Below are 21,306 nucleotides of genomic sequence, written 5' to 3'. Positions count from 1 at the left end.
GAAACAAAAGTGGAGATCAGAAACAAGTGTAAGGCCTAAAAATTTTTATCTAATATCTTAACGTTAAGATAATTAAATCCAAGAGAATGGGGAGTATGTAAAATGGTTAGTGTAGGTTTATTGTTGATGAGACTGGTGATCGGGATTGCGTTTATCGGGCATGGCTCACAGAAGCTGTTTGGCTGGTTTGGCGGCTACGGTCCAAAAGGGACCGGAGGCTGGATGGAGTCGATTGGCATTAAGCCCGGCGTGCTGATGGCGGTAATGGCAGGGCTGATGGAGCTTGTCGGAGGTTTGCTGTTCGCAGCCGGACTGCTGACGCCGGTGGCCGCCGTACTCATTGCTGCAGCGATGCTCGGCGCAATTGTTAAGGTTCATGCCCCTAACGGCTTCTGGTCTACGGCCAATGGGATTGAGTTTCCGCTGACGCTGCTGGCGGTTGCGGTAGGCGTGGCACTGGCCGGGCCGGGATCGATCTCGCTCGACGCACTGTTGTTCAACTGATCCGCTCATGCAGAACCGCAGCCGCAGCTTCAGAGCCCCAAAATGACTTTTGCCGGAAAAAAAGTTCTGTGCCCGCTTGGGGTTAAGCAGAACCTGACATATAGGAATTGACCCATATAAAAACTTCAGGAGGTAATTATAATGACTATGCAAACTCAAGGAATTCACCATATCACTGCTTTTGTTGGAGACGTACAGCGCAATGCTGATTTCTATGCCGGAATTCTCGGACTGCGCCTTGTGAAAAAAACGATCAATTTCGATGCCCCAGAGGTATACCACCTCTATTTCGGGAATGAACAGGGTTCCCCCGGTACGATCATTACATTCTTTCCCTGGTCCCAGGGACGCAAAGGCCGCATTGGCGGCGGACAGGTGGGCGTAACCACTTATGCGGTGCCTGTGGGCTCGATGGACTTCTGGAAGCAGCGTCTGGCTGCCTATCAGATTCCGGTAACCGAGGTGAGCCGGATTGGCGAATCCTATCTCGCCTTTGCCGACTTCGACGGGCTGCGGATTGAACTGGTAGAACGTGAAGAAGGCGCGCTGAGCACCTGGTCCTTTGGCGGTGTGACCCCGGAACATGCGATCAAGGGCTTCGGCGGAGCCGTTCTGTACAGCACCAATCCGGAAAAAACAGCAGATACGCTGTCCCGTACGCTGGGCCTCGAACGTATTGCTGAAGGCGACGGCTATATCCGCTACAGATCGACCGGCGACCTGGGCAACATCATCGATCTGAAGGCAGCGCCGGTTCCGCATGGAGCCGGAGGTTCAGGGACTGTCCATCACATCGCATGGCGGGCCAAAGATGATGCTGAGCAGCTGGAATGGGGCCGGCGCGTGCAAAGTCATGGCTATCAGCCTACCCCCGTGCAGGACCGCCAGTACTTCAACGCCATTTACTTCCGTGAAGAAGGCGGCATCCTTTTCGAGATCGCAACCGATCCTCCAGGTTTTGCCCGTGATGAAGCGCCGGATGCACTGGGCCAGAAGCTGATGCTTCCTGCCTGGTTCGAGCCGCACCGCGCAGTGATTGAAGAGAACCTTACCCCTTTTGAAATCCGTGAAATCGAGGTGAACCAGGGATGATTCATATCTTCCGCAAGGGCAGCGATGAAAGTCTGCCGACGTTAGTACTGTTCCATGGCACTGGGGGCAATGAGCATGATCTGCTGCCCCTGGCCGGGCTGCTGGCCCCAGGCGCCTCTGTATTGGGGATCCGGGGAAATGTGCTGGAGAATGGCATGCCCCGTTACTTCCGGCGTTTGGCCGAAGGCATCTTCGATGAAGAGGATCTTATCTTCCGCACCCATGAGCTTAAGCAGTTTCTGGATAAGGCAGCAGCGGAATACGGATTTGACTCTGGCAATCTGGTGGCTGTAGGCTACTCCAACGGTGCGAATATCGCCGGCAGCCTGCTCTTTCATTACGGCGGCATTTTCCGCTCGGCTGTGCTGCTGCATCCGATGGTTCCGCTGCGCGGGCTGAACCTGCCGTCCCTGAAGGATGTTGCCGTGTTCATCGGAGCAGGCACCAACGATCCGATCATCCGCAGAGAGGAAACCGAGGAACTGGAATCGCTGCTGCGGGAGGCCGGTGCAGAGGTAACAATGCTTTGGGGCAATCAGGGCCACCGCCTCAGCTCGGCCGAAGCTGAAGCCGCCCGGGATTGGCTGAAGCAGCAAAGCAATTTCCGTTAAGTCTGACACGTATAACTGCCTGCGGGGCCGCTGCCAAGTGACTGTTTCAGCCGCTTGAAAGCCCCTGCGGGCAGTTTTTTGCTGTGGCAAGGGCAGGTAATCCGGTCCTGCCGATCTGGAAGGTTTCACGGCACAGGCGATTAAAAAGCATTGAATATTCCGTCTGCAATCAGGTAGTATGAAGGTTACATTGCTGCGGAAAGGTTGAAGTTATGAATCATGATCACAAAAATCGATAGTAAGGTGCTGGGAGCGGAAGGACCGTCGAGGAAGCAGCGGCTGCAGATTGCCGTTATTCTGGGAGCGATATCCGCGATCGGACCGTTGTCCATTGACATGTATTTGCCCGCGCTTCCGGCGCTGGGTGCGGATTTTGGAGCGGGCGCTGCGCTGGTGCAGCTTAGCTTGACCTTTTTTTTGCTGGGGCTGGCCTCAGGTCAACTGGTAGCAGGGCCCTTAAGCGACGTGTACGGCCGCCGCACACCACTGCTTATTGGCATGCTGGTGTACGCAGTCTCCTCCTTGCTGTGCGCGTTCACTCCTTCCATCGGGCTGCTGGTGATGCTGCGTTTTATCCAGGGGCTGGCCGGGTCCGTAGGAGTTGTAATCTCGCGCGCGGCGGTACGCGATCTGTATAGCGGCTCAGAATTAACCAAATTCTTTTCCTTGCTGATGATCGTCAACGGATTGGGGCCGATCCTGGCCCCGGTCATCGGGGGACAGCTGCTGCGGGTTACAACGTGGCAGGGGGTGTTCATGGTGCTGTTTGCCGCCGGGCTGATCTTTTTTGTCACGATTCTGCTGCGGCTTCCGGAGACCCTGCCCAAGGAACGGCGCTTGAAAAGCGGAATTCGCGGCACGCTGCGTACGTTCGCTGTCCTGCTGGGTAATGGAAGATTTATGGGCTATGCACTCTCCCAGGGGTTTGTCTCCGCCGCCATGTTCGCTTATATTTCCGGCTCCTCCTTTGTTCTGCAAAATATTTTTGGGGTCTCCCCGCAAATGTACAGTGTGATCTTTGCCGTAAATGGACTGGGCATTATCTTGTCCGGCCAGATCGCCGGCAGACTGGCCGGAAGGGTCGGTGAGCAGAAGTTTCTGGTCAGCGGCCTGCTGCTGTGCACGCTGGGCGGTGTGCTGCTGCTGCTGACGGTTCTGGCCGGAGGCGGCCTGTTGCCCATCCTTCTCTGTCTGTTCGCCGTTGTTTCCAGTGTGGGCGTAGTTGGGACCACCAGCTTCTCGCTGGCCATGCAGGATCAAGGGGATTCTGCAGGCAGCGCCTCAGCGCTGCTCGGCCTGCTGCCCTTGCTGCTCGGCAGCTGTGTAGCTCCGCTTGTCGGGCTTGGCGGCAGTGAGACTGCTCTGCCCATGGCGATGGTCATCGCAGGTGCCGGTGTGTGCTCCATTCTGTCCTTTCTGCTGCTCTGCAGACAGGGTAGCGCCAAATAAGCCGTAAAAATTTCGGCGGGTGCTGCTGCATGTATGCTTGTGCCTAGTGCGCTTCGTACTGCTCATGGGCATGGCCCGAATGCTTTTTCAGCCAACTTTCAGCGCGTTTTAACGTTCCTCCCAGGTAAACCTCCTATACTTGAGAGGTGAAAGGAGGGACAAGCATGACTATATCATCTGTATCCTCGGCCTCTTCTGCTGCGTACACTTCCTCTAGCGCAACTGATACCGCTGCACTGGAGAAGCAAAAAGCCAAGCTGGAAGCCGACCTGGACAAGGTTAAGTCCAGCAAGGATGATGAGAAGACCAAAGAAACGAAGTCCAAAACAGTTAGAGCAGCAGATCAAACAGATCGAGGCCCAAATTGCCCGGAAGTCGCAGAGCAGCAGTTCCTCTCCGGCAAGCGGCAATCTTGCTCCGCCGGATAAACCTGCAGGCGGCAATACGCTTGTGGCGGCAAGCACACAAGAGATTGCTACTGCCACTACAGACAGCGCGGGAAGATTTGATATCCGGGTGTAAGCCAGCAACACAGTAAACAGCGAATCGTAAACAGTGAGTCATAAACAGTGAGTCATAAACAGCGAATCGTAAACAGCATTCTGGAAAAGGAGGACTCCTCTGCCGTGAGGGGGTCCTTTTTTTGTAAGAATTTATATGTTTTGAGGGAAGCGACTTACCCCTTATTTCATTGTATAGGAAATTATAAAGTGTAAAAAAGTGGATTTCCGGGAAGCCTCAGAGGATATAAACGATGCAGAAGGATTGGGCTCCATCCGCGGACTGATGCGGACCGAGGAGCCCTTATTTTGCCCAAAATCTTACTTTTTCAGCAGTTACGGACTCAGGAGCCGTTATATCGTTCGATCGAGCCTGGAATAAAGGGGAAAGGGACAAATAAAGTCATCTCAGTCCGTTAACCTGCGGAATAGACGAATCTTCTCTCAATAAGGGCTTTCCTGTCCGTAACGGCTGGAGATAGATCGCGAAGGAATAGGGCGACCCGTCTTCAGCATGCCCCCGTTGATTTAAGATGGTTGGGAATCCCTCCGGTTATAAGCCCCGTGTTGCTATTCACCCGCCAGATGTGATTTTGTTCAAATATAAGCATTTATATGCTTAACGCTATAAACTATCCTTCTATTTTTCGCTGGAACGGGTACCGTCCTAATAAGGACGGCGTAGCCGTTTCTACTTCCTATTTAGGAAATTATGATTACTTTCCATTGTGGATAAGATGTGTATAAAGTTGGGGATAAGCATCTTTAGTTCAGCTCGGCTGAAGGACGAATGTGGACCGAAACAACGGCAGAAATGCTGTTGTTGAAGAGCAGGAGGGGGCGCGGAAACAACGGCAGAAATGCCGTTGTTAAGGAGCCGAAGGGTAGTTTGTATACTCTATGAGAAATGGCGGATGATGCGAACCGGATGATAAGTAAACAAGGAGACTCTGTGCAGGTTGAAATGAGAGGAAAAGTGCCTTTGAATTCTTCGCACCGGACTAAATAGTGAATTGAGAGGTGGTATAACAATCTAAGTCCGTTATGCCTAGCCTTTAGTGAGCAGCTTATCTTATCACCCGTGCGGCAATTTTTTCTGCTTTTGCAGCAGTATGCGGGCTGCCGGAGCACCTGAAGCAACATTTAGGAGAGATCTTCCCGGACGATATAGGTTGAACTTGAAATCTGATGTTTCCATTATGAATCAGTCGGCTTTTGGCATGACTGCACTTTATGCAACAGAAAAGCTTGTTGTTCTGCGCCAAATTGCATTCTGCTGTATTTTGTGCAACTGATTTCCGGTTTTGGAGTCAAAAACAGCTTCTCCGTCGAATTCTAGTGTACAGAGTGCAATTAAATGAGTTTTTCGACCGATATATGAGAAGTCTACTGCAGAAAGTGCAGCAGAATGCTGGTTCTGGCCTAATTTGCAAGAGAGCCGTATCGCAGGGGCACCTGGATGGGCGTGCTTGCCTCCATGTTAAGTTACGCGTGATGCAGTGAAGAGGGCCTTGCGGGAGGTCTAACCTTTGGGAGCTGTAAAAAGAAGCCTTCCATCCCCGGAGTTGGTATAATGAAGAAATGGATAAGGGTGAACAGCTCAATTAAGCTCACCATCCGGCAGTAAAGGCAGGAGAAATTATGCATTCTATGAAGCAAACCTTGGAGCGATTCAAAATTGTAAGGCTGATTGTATCCATTTACCGGCTCAAAGCGGTCAGGGCGCTTGTTCCGCTTGCGGCTATAGCTCTTGTGTATCTGGAGGGGCAGCATGAGCTGAAGCGGGTCCATTTGGGCCTGATTCTCCGTGAGCTGAGGCATGTCCCCGCAGGGGCCATCCTGGAAATGATGGGGGTGGCACTGTTTTCTGTGGCGGTCATGAGCGGCTACGATTATCTGATCCGGCGGCATTTCCGGCTGGACCTTGGGCGCTGGAGCACCTTCCGCTACTCGTGGATTGCCAACACGTTCAACAATCTGATCGGCTTTGCCGGTTTGGCGGGAGTGGGCTTGCGCACGCTTCTGTACAAAAAAGCGGAGTACCCGCCTCCGTTCTTACGCCTGCTATTGTATTTCTCTCACCGCTGATGATTACCGGGCTGTCTCTGCTTTCCTGGGGCAATATTCTTGGCCTGCTTCCGGCCGCCGCGCTTCTGCACGAGCACCGCTGGCTGGTGTTCGCGGTCTGGGGGATGGCATTGTATCTGCCGTTTTTTATTATCGTTCAGCGTTCAGCGCTATTCGCGAAATGGATCAACCGGGGACAGAACAGAACGCCCTGGCTTACTGTAGGGGCCTCCATCGGCGCTTCGTTGCTGGAATGGCTGTTTGCCGGGATTACCTTCTGGATCATCGGGGGCCATCTGCTCGGCCGCATTGATTTCGTTACCGTATTCAGTATCTATGTGATCGCCGCTATTGCGGGCATTCTCAGCATGGCACCCGGCGGCATCGGCGCTTTCGATCTGATTGCTCTGCTGGGCCTTACACAGCTGGGATACCGGAGCGACCAGGCGATGGCAGTGCTGGTCATTTACAGATTATTTTATTATCTGATTCCTTGGCTGATCGGCCTGGTGCTGGCTGCACTGGAAATCGGGCTTCAAGGCAAAAAAAGCGCTGACCGGAATAGCGCCGGTATCGAGCCTTCGCTTAATGTATGGCAGAAAATCTGGGGCTGGCCGGGCCAATATACCTTCCTGAGCGATCTCGGCGTATGGGCGCTCGGCAAGCTGGTGTTTGCCAGCGGGATTATTCTGCTGCTGTCGGCGGCGACGCCCGAGCTGCTGTACCGGCTGCGGATCACCGAGGATCTGCTTTCGCTGCCGGTGATGCGGATTTCGCATCATCTTTCCGTGCTGATCGGATTCATGCTGATTCTGCTGTCGCGCGGAATTTCGCTGCGGGTCCGTAGAGCCTTTATCTGGACAAGCGCGCTGCTGTTTGCCGGTGCAGTGTTTACCTTTACCAAGGGCTTTGATTATGAGGAAGCTGTGTTCCTGCTGGTAGTAGCGTTTATTCTCTGGATCTCCAGAGCGCGTTTCTACCGGATCAGCGTCCCGGTAAGCCGGCAGAATACGGCCTGGTGGCTGGCGCTGACCTCTTTTATAGCGCTGGTATACTACCTGCTGGGCAATTACGTGCATCATGGCTTCCTGAAGCATCTTCCCCACGGAGTCGAGCCGGGGTGGCTGCACCGTCACAGCAACGTGGCGGCTACTGCGGCTGGCGGGCTGGTGTTCTCCTGGCTGCTGCTTACGATGATGATTACCCTCAGGCCGCACCGCAACGGGGATGAGCTGTTCGCGGACAGGGATATGGAAAGATTGCGCCGCTTTCTCGGGGAGCATACCGGAAATTCCTTGACCCATATGCTCTTCCTGGGTGACAAAAGCTTCTACTGGGCCCAAGACGGCAAGGTGCTGTTTGCTTTTGCCAGAGCGCGGGACAAGCTGATCGTGCTGGGTGACCCGCTGGGCCCCCGGAGTCTGGTCAACGACGGAATCAGTGAATTCCGGCAGGCCGCCGATCTGTACGGGCTTGCGGTGGTATTCTATCAGGTCACCCCGGACTTTCTGCCGATATATCATGAACAGGGCTACCACTTCTTCAAGCTTGGCGAAGAGGCGCTGGTGCCGCTCGCCGACTTTACCCTCAGCGGCAAAAAAAATGCAGACCTGCGGAATGTGAAAAGCCGTTTTGAACGCGAGGGGTATGTGTTTGAGGTGGCGGAGGCGCCGCATCCCGAGAAACTGCTCGACGAGCTGCGCCGGATCTCTGAGGAGTGGTTGAATGGCCGCAGCGAAAAGGGGTATTCCCTCGGCTGGTTCAAGCCGGCCTATCTGCAGCTTGCCCAGATCGCGCTGCTGCGGAGCAAGGAGGGGGATGTGCTGGCTTTTGCCTCTATGGCCCCGGGATATGACAGGGGAGAGACGGCCTCGATCGACCTTATGCGCCACCGGAGGAATACACCGAACGGCACCATGGACTATCTGTTCATCCGCTTGCTGGAATGGGCCAAGGAGCAGGGCAGCCTCAAATTCAATCTGGGCAATGCCCCGCTGTCCAGCGTAGGCCATAATTCGGGAGCGCTGCGGGAAGAGAAGCTGGCCCATCTGGTCTTTGTGCGGGGCGGACACTGGTACGGATTCGCCGGCCTGCGCCGGTATAAGGAGAAGTTCAGCCCGCTGTGGGAACCCAGGTATCTGGCATATCCCGCAACGCTCACGCTGTCGATCCTGACGCTTGATCTGGTAAGACTCGTCTCCCGTCACCCGGAGGCGAAAGAGGATCAGGCATAAGCCAAGAAGATGCGGGATAGATTCTATGTTCCGGGGTCGCAGCCTGCGGAATACATGCTGAGCTGTAGTCTCAGCTGAACCGCGAGACGGTCCACAGCAGGGCGGCGGCCAGCAGGATAAAGAGCAGGGCGAGCGTATCGCGGTTCTGCCAGGACAGCCGGTAGGAGGGCGTCCGCTCCTTGGCGGGGTCGTAGCCGCGGGATTCAACGGCAGTAGCCAGCTCATCGCCCATCCCGATGACCAGGATCAGCAAGGGGACAATCAGCAGTGCAGCTTGCCTGGGCGAGTACCGGGCCAGGCCGCGGGCTTTTCTGCCGCGCGAGTCCAGCGCCAGCTGCAGCTGGGCCAGCTTGCCTAGAATCCAGGGCACAAACTGCAGCGTGACCGAGACTGCCAGCGACCAGTTGCGGGTGCGGACCCCCAGCTTTCTCAGCGGAGCGATGCCCCATTCCAGCCCTTCCCGCAGGGGGGCGCCAGTGGTCGTCTCTGTGAACAGGAATCCAAGTGCGATCAGCAGCAGAAACCGGAGCACATTCAAGCCGCCCCGTGCCATGCCTGCCGCGCTTACGCCGACTGGCCCCAGCGTATAATCTGGGGAACTCCAGCTGAGCGAGGACAGCAGCCAGAGGAACAGGAACATCAGCAGGAACGGGCGGAAGAACCGGACGGTCCTCCGCCAGGGAATGCGGGCGGACAGCATTAGCCCGGCAATCAGGCCGGCTGCCAGCAGCAGCGGCAGCAGGGCATCCATTCCCAGCACGACCAGTGTTCCCAGCACCATCCCCAGCCATTTCACACGGGGGTCCAGCCTCTGCCACAGCTTCTGGGCGGGGGCTGTTTCCGTATCTACGGGGCCGGAAGAGTGGCTGACCGCATCCCCTTCAGCGGGCTGGAGTCGGTTTGATCGGCCCGGGCTTCGGCCCGGGCTCTGCTCCACGGGTGCCGCTGGAAGCAGCTCTGCCGCCGGAGCAGCAACCGGCTGCTTCTCAAGCTCTGCCAGCAGGCTGTCCAGGCTGTCCGGCAGCTCTGCCAGCAGGCCGCACTCCCGCAGGCTGTGGCCCAGCCGTATATAGGCGGGAGGCGCAAGACCTGCACCCGTGAGCAGAAGCGGATCGGCGGACAGGGCAAGAGCCGGCCCGTCATAATAGACGGCACCCTGGGACATTACAATCACCTTGTCGGCCATGGGCAGGAAGCTGTCGAGCTCATGAGTGCCCACCACCAGAGTCAAGCCGCTGCGGCGCAGCCCGCGCAGCATCTCCAGCAGAGCTTCAGCCGCCTGCGGGTCCAGCCCGGCTGTGGGCTCGTCCAGGACAAGCAGGCCGGGGGCGGAAGCGATAGCCGCGGCTATGCAGAGCCGCCGCTTCTCGCCGCCGCTCAGCAGGAAGGGCGAGCGCCTGCCGAATTCGTCGTAGGGCAAGCCTACTCTGGCAAGCGCGCTGCGGATCAGCTCCAGCCGCTGCGGTCCCGGGACGCCGCGCTCGGCCAGGCCGTATTCCAGCTCCTTATGTACGCTGCCTGCGAACAGCTGCGTCTCAGGCTGCTGGAATACCATGGAGACCTTTCCGGCAGGAGGCTGGCCGCCGTCAAAGGCAATCGTGCCGGAAGCCGGCTGCGCAAGGCCCGACAAAAGGCGCAGCAGTGTAGACTTCCCGCTGCCCGTGACTCCGCACAGAACAGTCAGCGTGCCTTCACGTATGTCCAGGCTGATGTCCGTGAGGACAGGGAGCTTGTCGTAACGGAAGAATACTTGGTCCGCCTGAATCCTCACAGGGCGGCCTCCAGCGCCCGCTCGGTCAAGGGCAGGCTGTCCAAGGGCCAGCCCTTGGCCTGCAGCAGCTGTCCGATGCGGATGACGGGCGCAGCCGGCCAGTTCAGAGCGTCCGGCAGTCCGCTTGCATAGAAGAGCGTCCGCGGATCTCCGTCATACAGCATCTTGCCTTGTCCCATAACGGCGACACGCGGACTCTCCGCCAGCTCCTCCATCCGCTGGGTGACCCAGAGCACTGTCGTCCCCTGTGCCCACAGCTGGCGGGCCAGCTCCAGGATATCCCTCCGTCCGGCCGGGTCGAGCATGGAGGTCACCTCATCAAAAATAATCATTTCCGTATCCAGCGCCAGACAGCAGGCGACCGCCAGGCGTTGGCGTTCTCCACCGGACAGGGTGGAGACATCGGCCCTGGCTTTATGGGCCAGCCCTACCTGGCCCAGGACGTCCTCGATCTTTGCAAGCATTACGCTCCGGCTGAGACCGCGGTTCTCCAGCCCGAAGGCAACGTCTTCAAACGGTGTGGAGCCGACGGTCTGCGCTTCAGGATTCTGAAACACCAACTGGATATGGCGCTTGACGGCTGCGCGGTTGGCCGGTGACCGCAGATCCAGGCCGGCTGCGGACAGACTGCCCCCGGTTGGAATATTCAGGCCGTTGAAGGTGCGGATGAGTGAGGATTTGCCGCAGCCATTGGCTCCGGTAAGAGCCACCCATTCACCCCGTTTGATATGTATGGAAATCCCCTGCAACACGGGCAGCCTGCGCTGGCCGTCCCGGAAGGACAGGGTCAAATGCTCAGCTCTGATCATGTCGTGCCTGCTTCCTTAACTGCTGTAGTCAATAATCGTTACCCATTATAGCAAATATTTTAGGATTGATGTATCGGATGAGGGATGATATAGTGTTCCTAAAAAAATGGGGGTAATCCTGCTTATGAAAAAATGGACGACTCGCGGCCTGATCTTCAGTGCACTTTTCGCCGGAGTTATGATCGCACTCAGCTATCTGAGAATTTCACTGCCCTTCTCTACTGTGCCCATTACCATGCAGACGCTTGCGGTGATGCTGGCCGGTTCCATGCTGGGTGCGCGCTACGGCAGCCTTGCAGTGCTGATCGTCATCGGGCTGGCGGCTGCCGGATTCCCGGTGATGGGCGGAAGCGGCGGCTTGTCGGTACTCACCGGACCTACCGCAGGCTATATTTTTTCCTGGCCGGTGGTGGCCTTTCTGATCGGTCTGTTCGCACAGCGCATAGAGCAGAATAAATACACCTTTGTGAAGCTGCTGGCCGTGAACTTTTTGTTCGGCGTACTGCTTGTGTATCCCGGCGGCGTATGGTGGCTGGCCCACTCCACAGGTATGACCTCTCTCTCCAAAGCATTGACGGCAGGAATGTGGCCGTTCATCCCGGGCGACCTTATCAAAGCGGTGCTAAGCGCTGCCGTTGTAACCGCCGTATGGAGGGTCTACCCGATTGAACGCATCCTGAACACGGAACCGGACACTTGGGCCGAAGGAGAGAATTCAACGGTCAGCCATTAAAGGACTATTCCAAGTAAAATAAGGAATACAGCAAAGAGGTGAACTCTGCCCATTACGGCAGGATTTCACCTCTTTTTTGATGTTGTAAACCTGAATTTGCTGAAATGCCTTCAGCGGCGGCACCGCCGGCCCACTCAATATTCCTCAGCGCGTCCTTTTACCGGAGTTGTTCTTCGTACTCTCCTCTATATCATCCATATCCTGTGCAGCAGGCTTCTCCTCTGCTCCATCCGGCAGCGCCCACACAGAGACGCTTCCGCCGTTCACGGGGAATACCGCCCAACCGTCCTTGCCGATGGTTACGGACTCCCTGCGGTTATGGGTGAAATCCACCCAGACCTCTCCCGCCCGCTCCTCACCGAGGAACATCCGCTTCTCGCCGTTGTCTCCGTTCGAGATCACCACGGCGCAGCCGGAGTCTTCGACTTCTTCTATACCGCGGCGGACCCAGCCGATGGTATTCGGATGATCGAAATAATCATCCTGCTCCCCATAGGCCTTGTGGCAGCGGGCGTACAGCAAGGGATCAATCGCTTCTTTTTTGCCTTCGACGGGAGCGGGCCCGCCAATGCCGTAATAATCACCGTAGAAGACCACCGGATATCCGTCACGGCGCAGCAGGATCAGGGCGTAGGCGCTCTGCTTGAACCAGTCCCCGACCCAGGACTCCAACGCTTCGTGCGGCTGGGAATCGTGGTTGTCCACGAAGGTCACGGCATTGCCGGGATGGGTCTGCACCAGTGTGTCGTCAAAAATATGCGTCAGGTCAAAATCTCTGCCGCCCAGCGCAGCCGCATACAGCTTGTAATGCAGCGATACATCGAACAGATCTATCTGATAGTCGACTGTATTGAGGAATTCCCGGCACGCTTCGAGATTGGAATTCCAAAACTCCCCGACGATGTAGAAGTCTTCGCCCCGCTTTTTGGTCATTTCCGCCGCGAATTCTTTGATAAACTCATGATTGATATGTTTGATGGCGTCAAGCCGGTAACCGCTGCACTGCAGCGTATCTACCAGCCACTTGCCCCATTCCAGCATCTCGCTCCGGACTTCCTGCTGGCTGTAGTCAATGTTCGCGAACATGAGATAATCATAGTTGCCGAACTCGTCATCCACATTCTGGTTCCAGTTTTTGTTCTCTCCGTTAATCCGGAAGACTCCGTTTCGCCCTCCTTTGGCATCGAAATCGGTGCCGTTGAAATGCGTATGGTTCCATTTGAAGCTGGAGTACGTGTCTCCCCGTCCGGGGAACGTGAATTTGGTCCAGCCTTCGATCTCGAACGGTGCGGAAATCTCCTTGTTGCGGTTGTTCGGGTCTACCTCAATCACCTCGAAGACCTCGGTCTCGTCTGCGCCCGCTTTATGATTCATGACGAGATCCACATACACGGCAATGCCGTTCCTGAGGCATTCGGCAATAGCGTCGATCAATTCCTGCTTGGTGCCGTATTTCGTTCGTATGGTCCCTTTTTGATCGAATTCTCCCAGGTCATAAAGATCATACACGCCATAGCCTGTATCCTCGGGAGAGATGGCCTTCGTTACCGGAGGCACCCATACGGAATCAATACCGGCGGCTTTCAGTTCGGGAGCCATTTGGGCCAGACGCTTCCAGTGCTGCCCGTCTGCCGCGACATGCCATTCGAAAAATTGCATCATAGTATGGTTTCTCTTCATTTCCTGTGGCCTCCTTCAGCGGATATGAAACGGATGGATAGGTTATATGATTTAGTCTTCAACAAGAGGTAGAAGAGAGTATGTAGACCTGCAGGCTGGACCCGGATTCAGAAGAAATCCAGCTGCCGCGGAGCGAGTCCGCCATCAATTCCGAGCAGTGACTGCAGCTCTTTCGCATTATCAGTGGCGTCTCCGCCAGAATTATTATTAAACACAACATACAGCGCGCGGCATGTTTTTTCAAGTTCCAGCAGCCGGTCCCGCCATTCCGTCAGCTCTTCGGTACTGTAGCGGTACAGGTAGCGCAGCTTGCGCCAATCCGGGTGGCTGCTCTGGTTCCAGCCGCTGATGTTGCGTCCGTGCAGCCGGACATAAGTTGCATCAGTGCCGGTGGATACAGGAACGATGGGGATCGATCCGGAACCGGCCTGCGGCTCATCCGCCACCGTGTGAATCCAGCCCTCCTGCTCCAGAAAATGCAGCGTTTTGCCGCGCATTTCCGGGCTGTACCAGGATTCATTGCGGAATTCTACCGCGGAAGGAACATCCTGCATCCTTTCTTTGGCCTCGCGCAGAAACTCCACATTGTCCTTGGTGCAGTCAAACCAGGGCGGGAATTGAAAAAGCACCATCGCCAGCTTTCCCGCTGAGCGTACAGGTTCGATAGAGGCATGGAAGGCCTGATACATCTCTTCCGGTGTGTCGAAGTAATTCTTTTTGCTGCGCAGATGTCCGGTCATGCCCTGATACGCCTTGACGATGAACTGAAAGCCTTCAGGGGTCTGTTCCGCCCATTTGGCGTAATTCCTGACCGGCTGTACCGCATAAAAAGAACTGTCGATCTCTACAATGGGAAAATGAGCGCTGTAGACAGGCAGGCGTTCGGCAGGTTTGATTTTGCCGTAAAGCTCCTCGTGGTCTCCAAAGCCGGTCAACCCGATTTTGATCATGGAATCTCCTCCTCTAGAGCTGAAAGTGAGCTTGAATCAATCGGCTAACTCTTATTAAACTGAAAACCGGTGTTCACAAACAACGGCCGGTTGATTAATGGCTGAAATTCATGCAACATGTACGATATACAGAACTTTTTATTTACCGGGGGAATACTTATGGAACATCAATTTCAGCAACTGAGTCCGCACATCCTGATCATGCACGCGGAGCATGATACGGACCGGCCTGTGCTGGCGGCTATCACCGGGGAACGCCGGACACTGCTGATGGATGCGGGGAATTCGCCCGGGCATGCTGGGCTATTCCGCCAGGAACTCGCCAAGCGCGGCATCAAGCCGCCGGAGCTGCTGGTGTTGACGCATTGGCATTGGGATCACTCTTTTGGGCTGTCCGCCTGGCAGGCGCCGGTTATTGCCCATGAAGGAACGGCAGCAGCGCTTGCCGGACTTGACGGACGAAGCTGGTCGGATGAGGATCTTGCTGAGCTTGTTCTCACCGGGGTCCTGAGCGAAGAGAGTGCACAGCATATACGGCTGGAGTACGGGGACGCCAGAGAGATAACGGTAATGAAGCCGGACATCGTATTTTCGGGCAATATGGCTATTGATCTGGGCGGCGTTACCTGTGAATTGAGCCATGTTGGCGGGGACCATTCAGCAGATTCATGTTTTCTTTACATAAGGGAGGATAATGTGCTTTTTCTGGGTGATGCCCTGGGGCCCTCTGTATATGGCGGTCCGCGCCGGTACAGCAGTACAAGCTTTTTGAAGCTGCTGGGGCTTGCCTATGGCTATAACGCGCAGTGGTATGTGGAATCGCATGGATTACCGATGAGCCTGGCGGAATTCCGTGCCGATCTGGCACCGTGGGAGCGGCTGGCCCGGATTGTGGATGTATTCGGCCACAACCGCGAACGTGTGGTGCAGGAGCTGAAGGATTATCTGGCGCTTGAGGAGCTGCCCGCCGGTTTGCTGCAGGGTGTGGAGTATTTTATGGCCGGAAGCAAATGAATGAAGGAAGCAAGCATTCCACAACGGCTGCACTGTCCAATGAAGGACGGGTAGCCGTTGTGTTGTTATCAAGGGACGATGATTACCTATGGCAAGACCCTGCCAGGAGCGAAGCGGGCTTGCTCACACCGGTGTGAAGGGCGTGATGGAGGAGCCGCTTGATACATGAACGGCATTACGCCCATTGCGTTTGGAAGTATACAGAGCATGGTCTGCTTCGGAGAGCAGATCTTCCAGAGAAAGATTCTTGCCCCGGGCCTCCACGACGCCGAAGCTTGCAGTGACATGGATGGGTCCCGAAATGGCAGATATAGAGCTGCGCTCAATGTCTTTACGGATCGATTCAGATAACAGGGCAGCCTGCTTCAAGGATGTTTCCGGCAGACAGAGAACGAATTCCTCGCCTCCGTAACGCCCGAAAATATCACCCTCGCGCAAATGGCTGCTGCAGACAGTTACAATATGCTGCAGCGCCATATCCCCATAGTGGTGGCCGTAACGGTCATTGATGCTTTTGAAGAAGTCAATATCCAGCAAAATAATCGAGACCGGCGCCAGGCTGAGGGCTGCCTCATTCAGCAATCCCCGGCTCAGCTCCATGAAATGCATCCGGTTGTAGATGCCGGTGAGGCTGTCGACGGTGGCGAGCTGGAGCAGCTTTTCCTGAAGCAGCGTCCGCTCCGTGACATCGATCAGCATGATCATCCGTCCCACCTGATGCCCGCCATACTTCTGCACTGGAGAGGATCTAATCTGGTAATACCGGGTCTCGCCGTTCATATTCCAGCCCAGCTCGCGTTCTTCGCTGATCAGCGGATCGGAATTCATCACATAATCGACTGCATCCTGGCCTGCCGGAAGAAAGAGCTGGGCCAGAGGCTTGCCGATAGCCGAAGCATCCAGATCCTGCAGCATGTCCGCGGCAGCCCGGTTGTAATCGACCAGCGTATCGGAGAGGTCCGTAACCAGCACACCGTCGCGCATGCTCTCGAAGAGATTCTCCCGGGCGATTGGAGCGGCGGTAAGCATGCCTCTGGACAGGATAGCCCATATATAGAGGGTCGAAGTTATACTCATAATCACCGGAACGGGGTCCATCCCATAGGGAGTTACATCCATTAAATAGAGGAAGGCGCCCAAAGCCGGGAGAAACTGCCCGATAAAGATGGTGAACAGCTGCCTGCGGTAGACACGCTTCATCCGGTTCCACTGCCAGAGAATCAGGCACATGCCGGCAAGCATGCAGCCGAAGGTCAGACTGCCCTGGACAATATACCAGGGACCCATAACCACATCGATCAGCGGTGTCGGCGCTCCTTCCCGGAAATACATCGACTGATAGAACAAATGATGATAATCGTTAGTCCATACAAGCAGCACGGAGATGAAGGGAATGGCATACAGCGCGGTGATCAGCCCTTTTCGGATCAGCCGCTCTAGCCCTACAAAATACATAATCATCAGCAGGCTTGAGGGGGCAATAAAAGGCATCCCAAGATACTCGACCTTAATCCAGAAGCTGATTTCCGGCATCGTGCTGCCCGACAGCTCCAAGGCGAAGCCGAAGGTATAGATGGCTGATGTGAGGGAACTGAGGATAAAGGCCCGTGTTCCAGCAAAATCGGTTTTTTTATAGTAGGCAAAAAGCGCCAGCAAAGCGTTCAGCACACCGGAGATTGAAACAATAACTATATAATTCGAAATCATGGACCCCATTGTTCAAGCCTCCGTCTGCGGATATATGCTGTGGGCATAGGCAGATTGTCTCCTGTTTGTTAAAAATCTAGTGAGATAGTAGCAAATATACATAGTGAAATCCCGTTTGTCAGCGTATACAGCATGAAGATATATACCTACTTTATCGGTAAAAGTCGCAATTTTTAAAAATTTAGAAAGCATATATTTCACAGTATCCTTTAATACCTAGACAAAGTGACGTAATTTCTCAGAGTCCATTTTACTTTTTGTCTAGTGAGAGCAACCGGAGCAAAGTGTATTATGTTAGTTAATCGAACATGAAAGAAGAAAAAACATCGTCTTATATAGAAAAAGTGTTATGTTAATTAACATACAAAAGAAAACTAAATCCGATCCGGGAATAAAGGGGGAGCTGGGAATGTCATTAGCAGCGGCAAGAATTCCTGAAATACAGCTGCAGAACGTCGAGATGCGTTATCAGACGGACACGGCCGATGTGCTTGCGCTGCATCAGGTAAGCCTGGATATCGCCAAAGGGGAGTTCGTTTCCCTGCTCGGACCGTCCGGCTGCGGCAAAACTACACTGCTCAGACTGATGGCAGATCTGCTGACGCCAACTGGCGGAGATGTTACGGTAGCCGGCAAGAGTGCGCGTGAAGCCCGGCTGGCCCAAAAGTACGGTATCGTGTTCCAGAGTCCGGTCCTTTATGACTGGCGGAAGGTGAGGCATAATATAACGCTGCCCCTGGAGCTGATGGGCGTGAAAAAATCCATCCGTGAGGATAAAGCGCTGGAGCTGCTCGATCTCGTAGGCCTGCAGGGCTTCGCGGACAAGTATCCGTGGCAGCTCAGTGGAGGGATGCAGCAGCGGGTAGCCATCGCCAGAGCGCTGTCCATGGAGCCGGAAATCCTGCTGATGGATGAACCCTTCTCCGCGCTGGACGAATTCACCCGCGAACGTCTGAATGAGGAGCTGCTGGGTGTTTGGGGCAAAGTGCAGAGTACTATTGTCTTCGTAACCCACAGTATTCCAGAGTCGATTTTTCTCTCGGACCGTGTGTTCGTGCTGTCTCCGCATCCGGGCAGGCTGTCCGCCATTGTGGACATTCCGCTGCCGCGTCCGCGTACGGCTGAAATGAGGAACAGCCCGGAATTTTTTGAACTGGTCGCCCGAATCCGCGAGAGCTTCGAAGGGGTGTAGGGATGAAGAACCGTACGTTTATGCGGGAACGCGTGCTGCCGCTGTTCGTCTGGATATTCGGCCTGCTGGCAGTCTGGGAGGCAGTCTCCTGGTGGCTGCTGCATATAGCGAAAACACCGCTGGCCCAGTCTAAGCTGCCTTATGTCCATGAAGTAGCGGCAACCTTATGGAAATACAGCAGTACGCTGCTCAAGGAGGGCGGGGCGACCTTCGGCAATGCCGGCGTCGGATTTCTGATCGGCGCAGCGGCCGGAGCGCTTCTGGCCGTGCTGATGAGCCTGTCGAAGACGGTTGAACAGCTCGCCTTCCCGTATGCGGTGGCCTCGCAGATGATTCCGATTCTGGGGCTGGCGCCGATTATCTACGGCATTGTCCGGGATGAGCAGGCGTCGAGGATTATCATTTCCGGGTACATTACCTTTTTCCCGGTCGCTCTGAATATGCTTCGCGGGCTGCGCAGTGTAGATCTCCCGGCAGTGGAGCTGATGCGCTCTCTTGCAGCGAAGCCTTGGGCTGTATATTGGAAGCTGCGCTTTCCGGCAGCGCTGCCGGGCCTCTTCAGCGGACTCAAGATCGCGGCACCGCTCGCGGTGACCGGTGCAATCCTCGTAGAGCTTATGGGCGCACGGCATGGCATCGGCGTCATTATGCTGCGCAATCTCTATTACGGTCCATCCCATACGTATATGTTCTGGTCAACCGTGCTTGCCGGCGCTTTGCTCGGAATAGCCAGCTATTGGCTGATGAGCCTGGTGGAACGCCTGGCAGCGCCATGGCAGCCGGAATTCCGTCCGAAAGGGGGCAGCCGCTGATGGAGAGCAACACTACTGTGCGGGATACACCCTTCATGGCCTCTACGGGCAAAGAAGTCACATCTACATCTTTTGCGTCGACTAACAACGGAAAATCATCGGTTACTGGCGGGAAGGAAAACCCCCGGCGGCCGTTCAGGCGGCTGAACCCCGGTGTAATTCTGCCCCTGCTCGCCGGTGTACTGTTTCTCTTCCTATGGGAGCTTCAGGCTTTTCACAAGCTTTTGGAGCTCAAAAAGTACCAGCTTCCGCTGCCTTCGGCCATCGCGGAGGCGATGCGGGATAACTTCAGCCTGCTGCTGTCTTATACCGGTTATACGCTGGCCGAGGCGGTCGTGGGGATGCTGATTGGTTCAGCCTGCGGCTTCCTGATCGCCCTGGCGGCAACCGCCTGGCCCCGATGGGGCGGAGGCAGCCTTACCCTCGTGGCTGCGCTGAATGCCGTGCCGATTGTGGCGCTCGCCCCCATTATGAATCTGTGGTTCGGGGACGGCATCGGGTCCCGCGCCGCCATAGTGACAGCGGCCACAATGGCCGCGATGGCGATTAATGCCTACAAGGGCATGACGGCGGTTGATCCGCTGGCTCTGGATCTGATGCATTCGTACGCAGCCGGCAAGCCGGCCGTATTTCGTTACCTGCGCATTCAGAACAGTCTGCCATACGTGTTCACTGCGCTCAAGATCAATGCCACGGCGAGTATGATCGGAGCCATAGTGGGGGAGTTCTTTTCTCCTCACGGGGGCTCGGCTACCTGCTATCCAACTCGATCAAGGTGGCCAAAATGCCGCTCGGCTGGTCCTGCATCGTACTCGCGGCCATCGCCGGGGTCATCTTTTACCTGATGGTGGAGCGGCTGGAGAAGGTGTTCATCAAATGGCATTCCTCCCGGCGGGCCTGACCCCCTGCATCCATTACATCCGGTCCTGCGCCGAAGGGAAAAGAGAACCCTCCCCGGGCCGTATGCATAGAGCCTCATGTTTGGTTGCCATGCTGTGTTTTTTTCGAAATGAAAACTCATTCGGGTAGGGGGAATTGTATTGATGAACGGGAGAAAAGGCAAGTTTCGCGGCGGGCTGCTGGCGGCTGCGCTAATCATGATGTTTTCTTCGCTGGCAGGCTGCGGGGGCAACAATAATAATGCAGCTCCAGCGGCTGAGGGGGCGGCTGGGGCAGAGGCTTCCGCTTCTCCGGCAGCGGCGGAACCGGCTGCAGATCCGGTAACCGTCAAGCTGCAGCTCAAATGGGTGCCGCAGGCCCAGTTCGCCGGATACTTCCTGGCACAGGATAAAGGCTATTATACCGAAGAAGGGCTGAAGGTGGAGATTCTGCCCGGCGGTCCGGATATTGTGCCGGAGCAGCAGGTTGCGGGCGGGTCGGCGGATATCGGCGTGGACTGGGTAGCAAGTCTTTTGACCAGCCAGGAGCAGGAGATGCCGCTGGTGCAGATCGCGCAAATCTTCCAGAAGAGCGGACTGGTGCTGGTCTCCAGGAAGGATGCGGGGATTGCCGGGCCTGCCGGCCTGAAGGGCAAGAAGGTCGGCAACTGGATGGGCGGCAACGAGTTTGAAATTCTGGCACTCTTCGATAAATACAAACTGGATTCGAACAAGGATCTGAACTTCACCAAGCAGGGCTTCACAATGGACCAGTTCCTTGGCGGCGAGATCGATGCGGCATCGGCTATGACCTATAACGAATACCAGGTCATCCTGGAATCCGGCGTCAAGGCGGAGGAGCTGAACGTAATCGATATGAACGATGAAGGGGTGGCGATGCTGGAAGACAACCTGTTCGCCAACAAGGAATGGCTTGAAGCCAATAAGGAAACGGCGGCCAAGTTCGTCCGCGCTTCCCTGAAGGGCTGGAAGGACGCGATTGCCGATCCGGAGGCGGCGGTGGACAGCGTGATGAAGCTGGCAGAAGAAGGCAGCACCACCCGTGAACATCAGCTGACGATGATGACTGAGGTTGCCAAGCTGATCCAGCCGGAGGGCTTCGATGCATCCAGGTTGGGCTATACCGACGCGGCGGCGTTCCAGCAGACCGCAGACATTGCGCTGAAGTTCGGCGTCATCAAGACGGCATCCAAGACGGATGAAGCCTACACGAACGAAATTGTGGAGATGGCCGCCAAGTAACGATGGGTCAACCGATGATTCATATTCCTTATAGATGACC

The 21,306-nt window shown here is 55.6% G+C and carries 18 protein-coding genes and 1 pseudogene; 13 read left to right on the top strand and 6 right to left on the bottom strand.

Annotated features, from left to right (window positions below):
* Positions 1 to 102: 102 nt before the first annotated feature.
* From JI735_RS06990 to mprF, 6 genes and pseudogenes are all read left to right on the top strand, one after another.
* Positions 103 to 504 carry a DoxX family protein gene (locus JI735_RS06990; protein WP_039838759.1) on the top strand — a complete coding sequence of 134 codons (402 nt, stop codon included), beginning with the start codon at positions 103 to 105 and terminating at the stop codon, positions 502 to 504.
* A gap of 141 nt (positions 505 to 645) precedes the next feature.
* Complete coding sequence (locus tag JI735_RS06985; protein WP_020433164.1) at positions 646 to 1,596, top strand: ring-cleaving dioxygenase; 951 nt, start codon at positions 646 to 648, stop codon at positions 1,594 to 1,596.
* Positions 1,593 to 2,207, top strand: coding sequence for an alpha/beta hydrolase (locus tag JI735_RS06980; RefSeq protein WP_039838760.1), 615 nt, complete (start codon positions 1,593 to 1,595; stop codon positions 2,205 to 2,207). Before JI735_RS06985 ends, JI735_RS06980 begins: the two co-directional genes overlap by 4 nt.
* 219 nt (positions 2,208 to 2,426) lie before the next feature.
* The gene (locus JI735_RS06975; RefSeq protein ID WP_039838761.1) at positions 2,427 to 3,656 is read left to right on the top strand and encodes a multidrug effflux MFS transporter; all 1,230 of its coding nucleotides are present in this window, start codon (positions 2,427 to 2,429) and stop codon (positions 3,654 to 3,656) included.
* A 164-nt stretch (positions 3,657 to 3,820) separates the two neighbouring features.
* Positions 3,821 to 4,084, top strand: a complete 264-nt coding sequence (locus tag JI735_RS06970) for a hypothetical protein (RefSeq protein WP_233476288.1) — start codon at positions 3,821 to 3,823, stop codon at positions 4,082 to 4,084.
* Between the two features lie 1,713 nt (positions 4,085 to 5,797).
* Positions 5,798 to 8,457: pseudogene (gene mprF / locus JI735_RS06965) on the top strand (bifunctional lysylphosphatidylglycerol flippase/synthetase MprF).
* Positions 8,458 to 8,527: 70 nt separating this feature from the next.
* Here the strand turns inward: mprF and JI735_RS06960 are convergent.
* Together JI735_RS06960 and JI735_RS06955 are read right to left on the bottom strand one after the other, a co-directional pair.
* Positions 8,528 to 10,228, bottom strand: a complete 1,701-nt coding sequence (locus JI735_RS06960; RefSeq protein WP_202677230.1) for an ATP-binding cassette domain-containing protein — start codon at positions 10,226 to 10,228, stop codon at positions 8,528 to 8,530.
* Positions 10,225 to 11,037: an ATP-binding cassette domain-containing protein gene (locus JI735_RS06955; protein ID WP_039838766.1), complete on the bottom strand. Its 813-nt coding sequence runs from the start codon at positions 11,035 to 11,037 to the stop codon at positions 10,225 to 10,227. The genes JI735_RS06960 and JI735_RS06955 overlap by 4 nt, the downstream gene beginning before the upstream one ends.
* Before the next feature lie 124 nt (positions 11,038 to 11,161).
* On the opposite strand from JI735_RS06955, the gene JI735_RS06950 reads away from it, so the two are divergent.
* Positions 11,162 to 11,770: a biotin transporter BioY gene (locus tag JI735_RS06950; RefSeq protein WP_039838767.1), complete on the top strand. Its 609-nt coding sequence runs from the start codon at positions 11,162 to 11,164 to the stop codon at positions 11,768 to 11,770.
* A gap of 144 nt (positions 11,771 to 11,914) precedes the next feature.
* Here the strand turns inward: JI735_RS06950 and JI735_RS06945 are convergent, their stop codons facing one another.
* Both JI735_RS06945 and JI735_RS06940 read right to left on the bottom strand, forming a co-directional pair.
* Positions 11,915 to 13,450, bottom strand: a complete 1,536-nt coding sequence (locus tag JI735_RS06945) for an alpha-amylase (RefSeq protein WP_202677229.1) — start codon at positions 13,448 to 13,450, stop codon at positions 11,915 to 11,917.
* A 107-nt stretch (positions 13,451 to 13,557) separates the two neighbouring features.
* Positions 13,558 to 14,400, bottom strand: coding sequence for a DUF72 domain-containing protein (locus tag JI735_RS06940; protein ID WP_039838769.1), 843 nt, complete (start codon positions 14,398 to 14,400; stop codon positions 13,558 to 13,560).
* Positions 14,401 to 14,559: 159 nt separating this feature from the next.
* Here JI735_RS06940 and JI735_RS06935 point away from each other — a divergent pair, with 159 nt between their 5' ends.
* Positions 14,560 to 15,414: an MBL fold metallo-hydrolase gene (locus JI735_RS06935; protein ID WP_083886935.1), complete on the top strand. Its 855-nt coding sequence runs from the start codon at positions 14,560 to 14,562 to the stop codon at positions 15,412 to 15,414.
* On the top strand, positions 15,411 to 15,551 hold the full coding sequence (locus JI735_RS06930; protein ID WP_202677228.1) for a hypothetical protein: 141 nt from the start codon (positions 15,411 to 15,413) through the stop codon (positions 15,549 to 15,551). Before JI735_RS06935 ends, JI735_RS06930 begins: the two co-directional genes overlap by 4 nt.
* On the opposite strand, the gene JI735_RS06925 is transcribed toward JI735_RS06930, so the two are convergent.
* Positions 15,538 to 17,130, bottom strand: coding sequence for a histidine kinase N-terminal 7TM domain-containing diguanylate cyclase (locus JI735_RS06925; RefSeq protein WP_039838770.1), 1,593 nt, complete (start codon positions 17,128 to 17,130; stop codon positions 15,538 to 15,540). The two genes, JI735_RS06930 and JI735_RS06925, sit on opposite strands and share 14 nt — an antisense overlap.
* 400 nt (positions 17,131 to 17,530) lie before the next feature.
* Here JI735_RS06925 and JI735_RS06920 point away from each other — a divergent pair, with 400 nt between their 5' ends.
* The 3 genes from JI735_RS06920 to JI735_RS06910 are packed head-to-tail and all read left to right on the top strand — an operon-like array spanning position 17,531 to position 19,970.
* Entirely contained in the window at positions 17,531 to 18,313 is a 783-nt protein-coding gene (locus JI735_RS06920; protein ID WP_202677226.1) for an ABC transporter ATP-binding protein, read from the top strand.
* Positions 18,314 to 18,315: 2 nt separating this feature from the next.
* Positions 18,316 to 19,125, top strand: a complete 810-nt coding sequence (locus JI735_RS06915) for an ABC transporter permease (RefSeq protein ID WP_039838774.1) — start codon at positions 18,316 to 18,318, stop codon at positions 19,123 to 19,125.
* Positions 19,125 to 19,970 carry an ABC transporter permease gene (locus tag JI735_RS06910; RefSeq protein WP_233476287.1) on the top strand — a complete coding sequence of 282 codons (846 nt, stop codon included), beginning with the start codon at positions 19,125 to 19,127 and terminating at the stop codon, positions 19,968 to 19,970. Before JI735_RS06915 ends, JI735_RS06910 begins: the two co-directional genes overlap by 1 nt.
* Here JI735_RS06910 and JI735_RS36835 read toward each other — a convergent pair.
* A complete protein-coding gene (locus JI735_RS36835; protein WP_267919184.1) occupies positions 19,963 to 20,094 on the bottom strand; it encodes a hypothetical protein in 132 nt (43 codons plus the stop codon). The genes JI735_RS06910 and JI735_RS36835 overlap by 8 nt on opposite strands.
* A 74-nt stretch (positions 20,095 to 20,168) precedes the next feature.
* On the opposite strand from JI735_RS36835, the gene JI735_RS06905 reads away from it, so the two are divergent.
* On the top strand, positions 20,169 to 21,266 hold the full coding sequence (locus JI735_RS06905) for an ABC transporter substrate-binding protein (protein ID WP_202677224.1): 1,098 nt from the start codon (positions 20,169 to 20,171) through the stop codon (positions 21,264 to 21,266).
* Positions 21,267 to 21,306: the final 40 nt, after the last annotated feature.

It is taken from the genome of Paenibacillus sonchi, assembly GCF_016772475.1.
Classification (GTDB): domain Bacteria; phylum Bacillota; class Bacilli; order Paenibacillales; family Paenibacillaceae; genus Paenibacillus_AQ; species Paenibacillus_AQ sonchi.
This window is presented reverse-complemented; position numbering and strand designations above follow the sequence as displayed.

Coding starts and splice junctions, on each gene's coding strand:
- JI735_RS06950 (WP_039838767.1), top strand. CDS start 11,162: ATGAAAAAATGGACGACTCGCGGCCTGATCTTCAGTGCACTTTTCGCC.
- JI735_RS06905 (WP_202677224.1), top strand. CDS start 20,169: ATGAACGGGAGAAAAGGCAAGTTTCGCGGCGGGCTGCTGGCGGCTGCG.
- JI735_RS06920 (WP_202677226.1), top strand. CDS start 17,531: ATGTCATTAGCAGCGGCAAGAATTCCTGAAATACAGCTGCAGAACGTC.
- JI735_RS06930 (WP_202677228.1), top strand. CDS start 15,411: ATGAATGAAGGAAGCAAGCATTCCACAACGGCTGCACTGTCCAATGAA.
- JI735_RS06970 (WP_233476288.1), top strand. CDS start 3,821: ATGACTATATCATCTGTATCCTCGGCCTCTTCTGCTGCGTACACTTCC.
- JI735_RS36835 (WP_267919184.1), bottom strand. CDS start 20,094: ATGCATACGGCCCGGGGAGGGTTCTCTTTTCCCTTCGGCGCAGGACCG.
- JI735_RS06945 (WP_202677229.1), bottom strand. CDS start 13,450: ATGAAGAGAAACCATACTATGATGCAATTTTTCGAATGGCATGTCGCG.
- JI735_RS06955 (WP_039838766.1), bottom strand. CDS start 11,037: ATGATCAGAGCTGAGCATTTGACCCTGTCCTTCCGGGACGGCCAGCGC.
- JI735_RS06975 (WP_039838761.1), top strand. CDS start 2,427: ATGATCACAAAAATCGATAGTAAGGTGCTGGGAGCGGAAGGACCGTCG.
- JI735_RS06925 (WP_039838770.1), bottom strand. CDS start 17,130: ATGGGGTCCATGATTTCGAATTATATAGTTATTGTTTCAATCTCCGGT.
- JI735_RS06990 (WP_039838759.1), top strand. CDS start 103: ATGGTTAGTGTAGGTTTATTGTTGATGAGACTGGTGATCGGGATTGCG.
- JI735_RS06940 (WP_039838769.1), bottom strand. CDS start 14,400: ATGATCAAAATCGGGTTGACCGGCTTTGGAGACCACGAGGAGCTTTAC.
- JI735_RS06915 (WP_039838774.1), top strand. CDS start 18,316: ATGAAGAACCGTACGTTTATGCGGGAACGCGTGCTGCCGCTGTTCGTC.
- JI735_RS06910 (WP_233476287.1), top strand. CDS start 19,125: ATGGAGAGCAACACTACTGTGCGGGATACACCCTTCATGGCCTCTACG.
- JI735_RS06980 (WP_039838760.1), top strand. CDS start 1,593: ATGATTCATATCTTCCGCAAGGGCAGCGATGAAAGTCTGCCGACGTTA.
- JI735_RS06935 (WP_083886935.1), top strand. CDS start 14,560: ATGGAACATCAATTTCAGCAACTGAGTCCGCACATCCTGATCATGCAC.
- JI735_RS06985 (WP_020433164.1), top strand. CDS start 646: ATGACTATGCAAACTCAAGGAATTCACCATATCACTGCTTTTGTTGGA.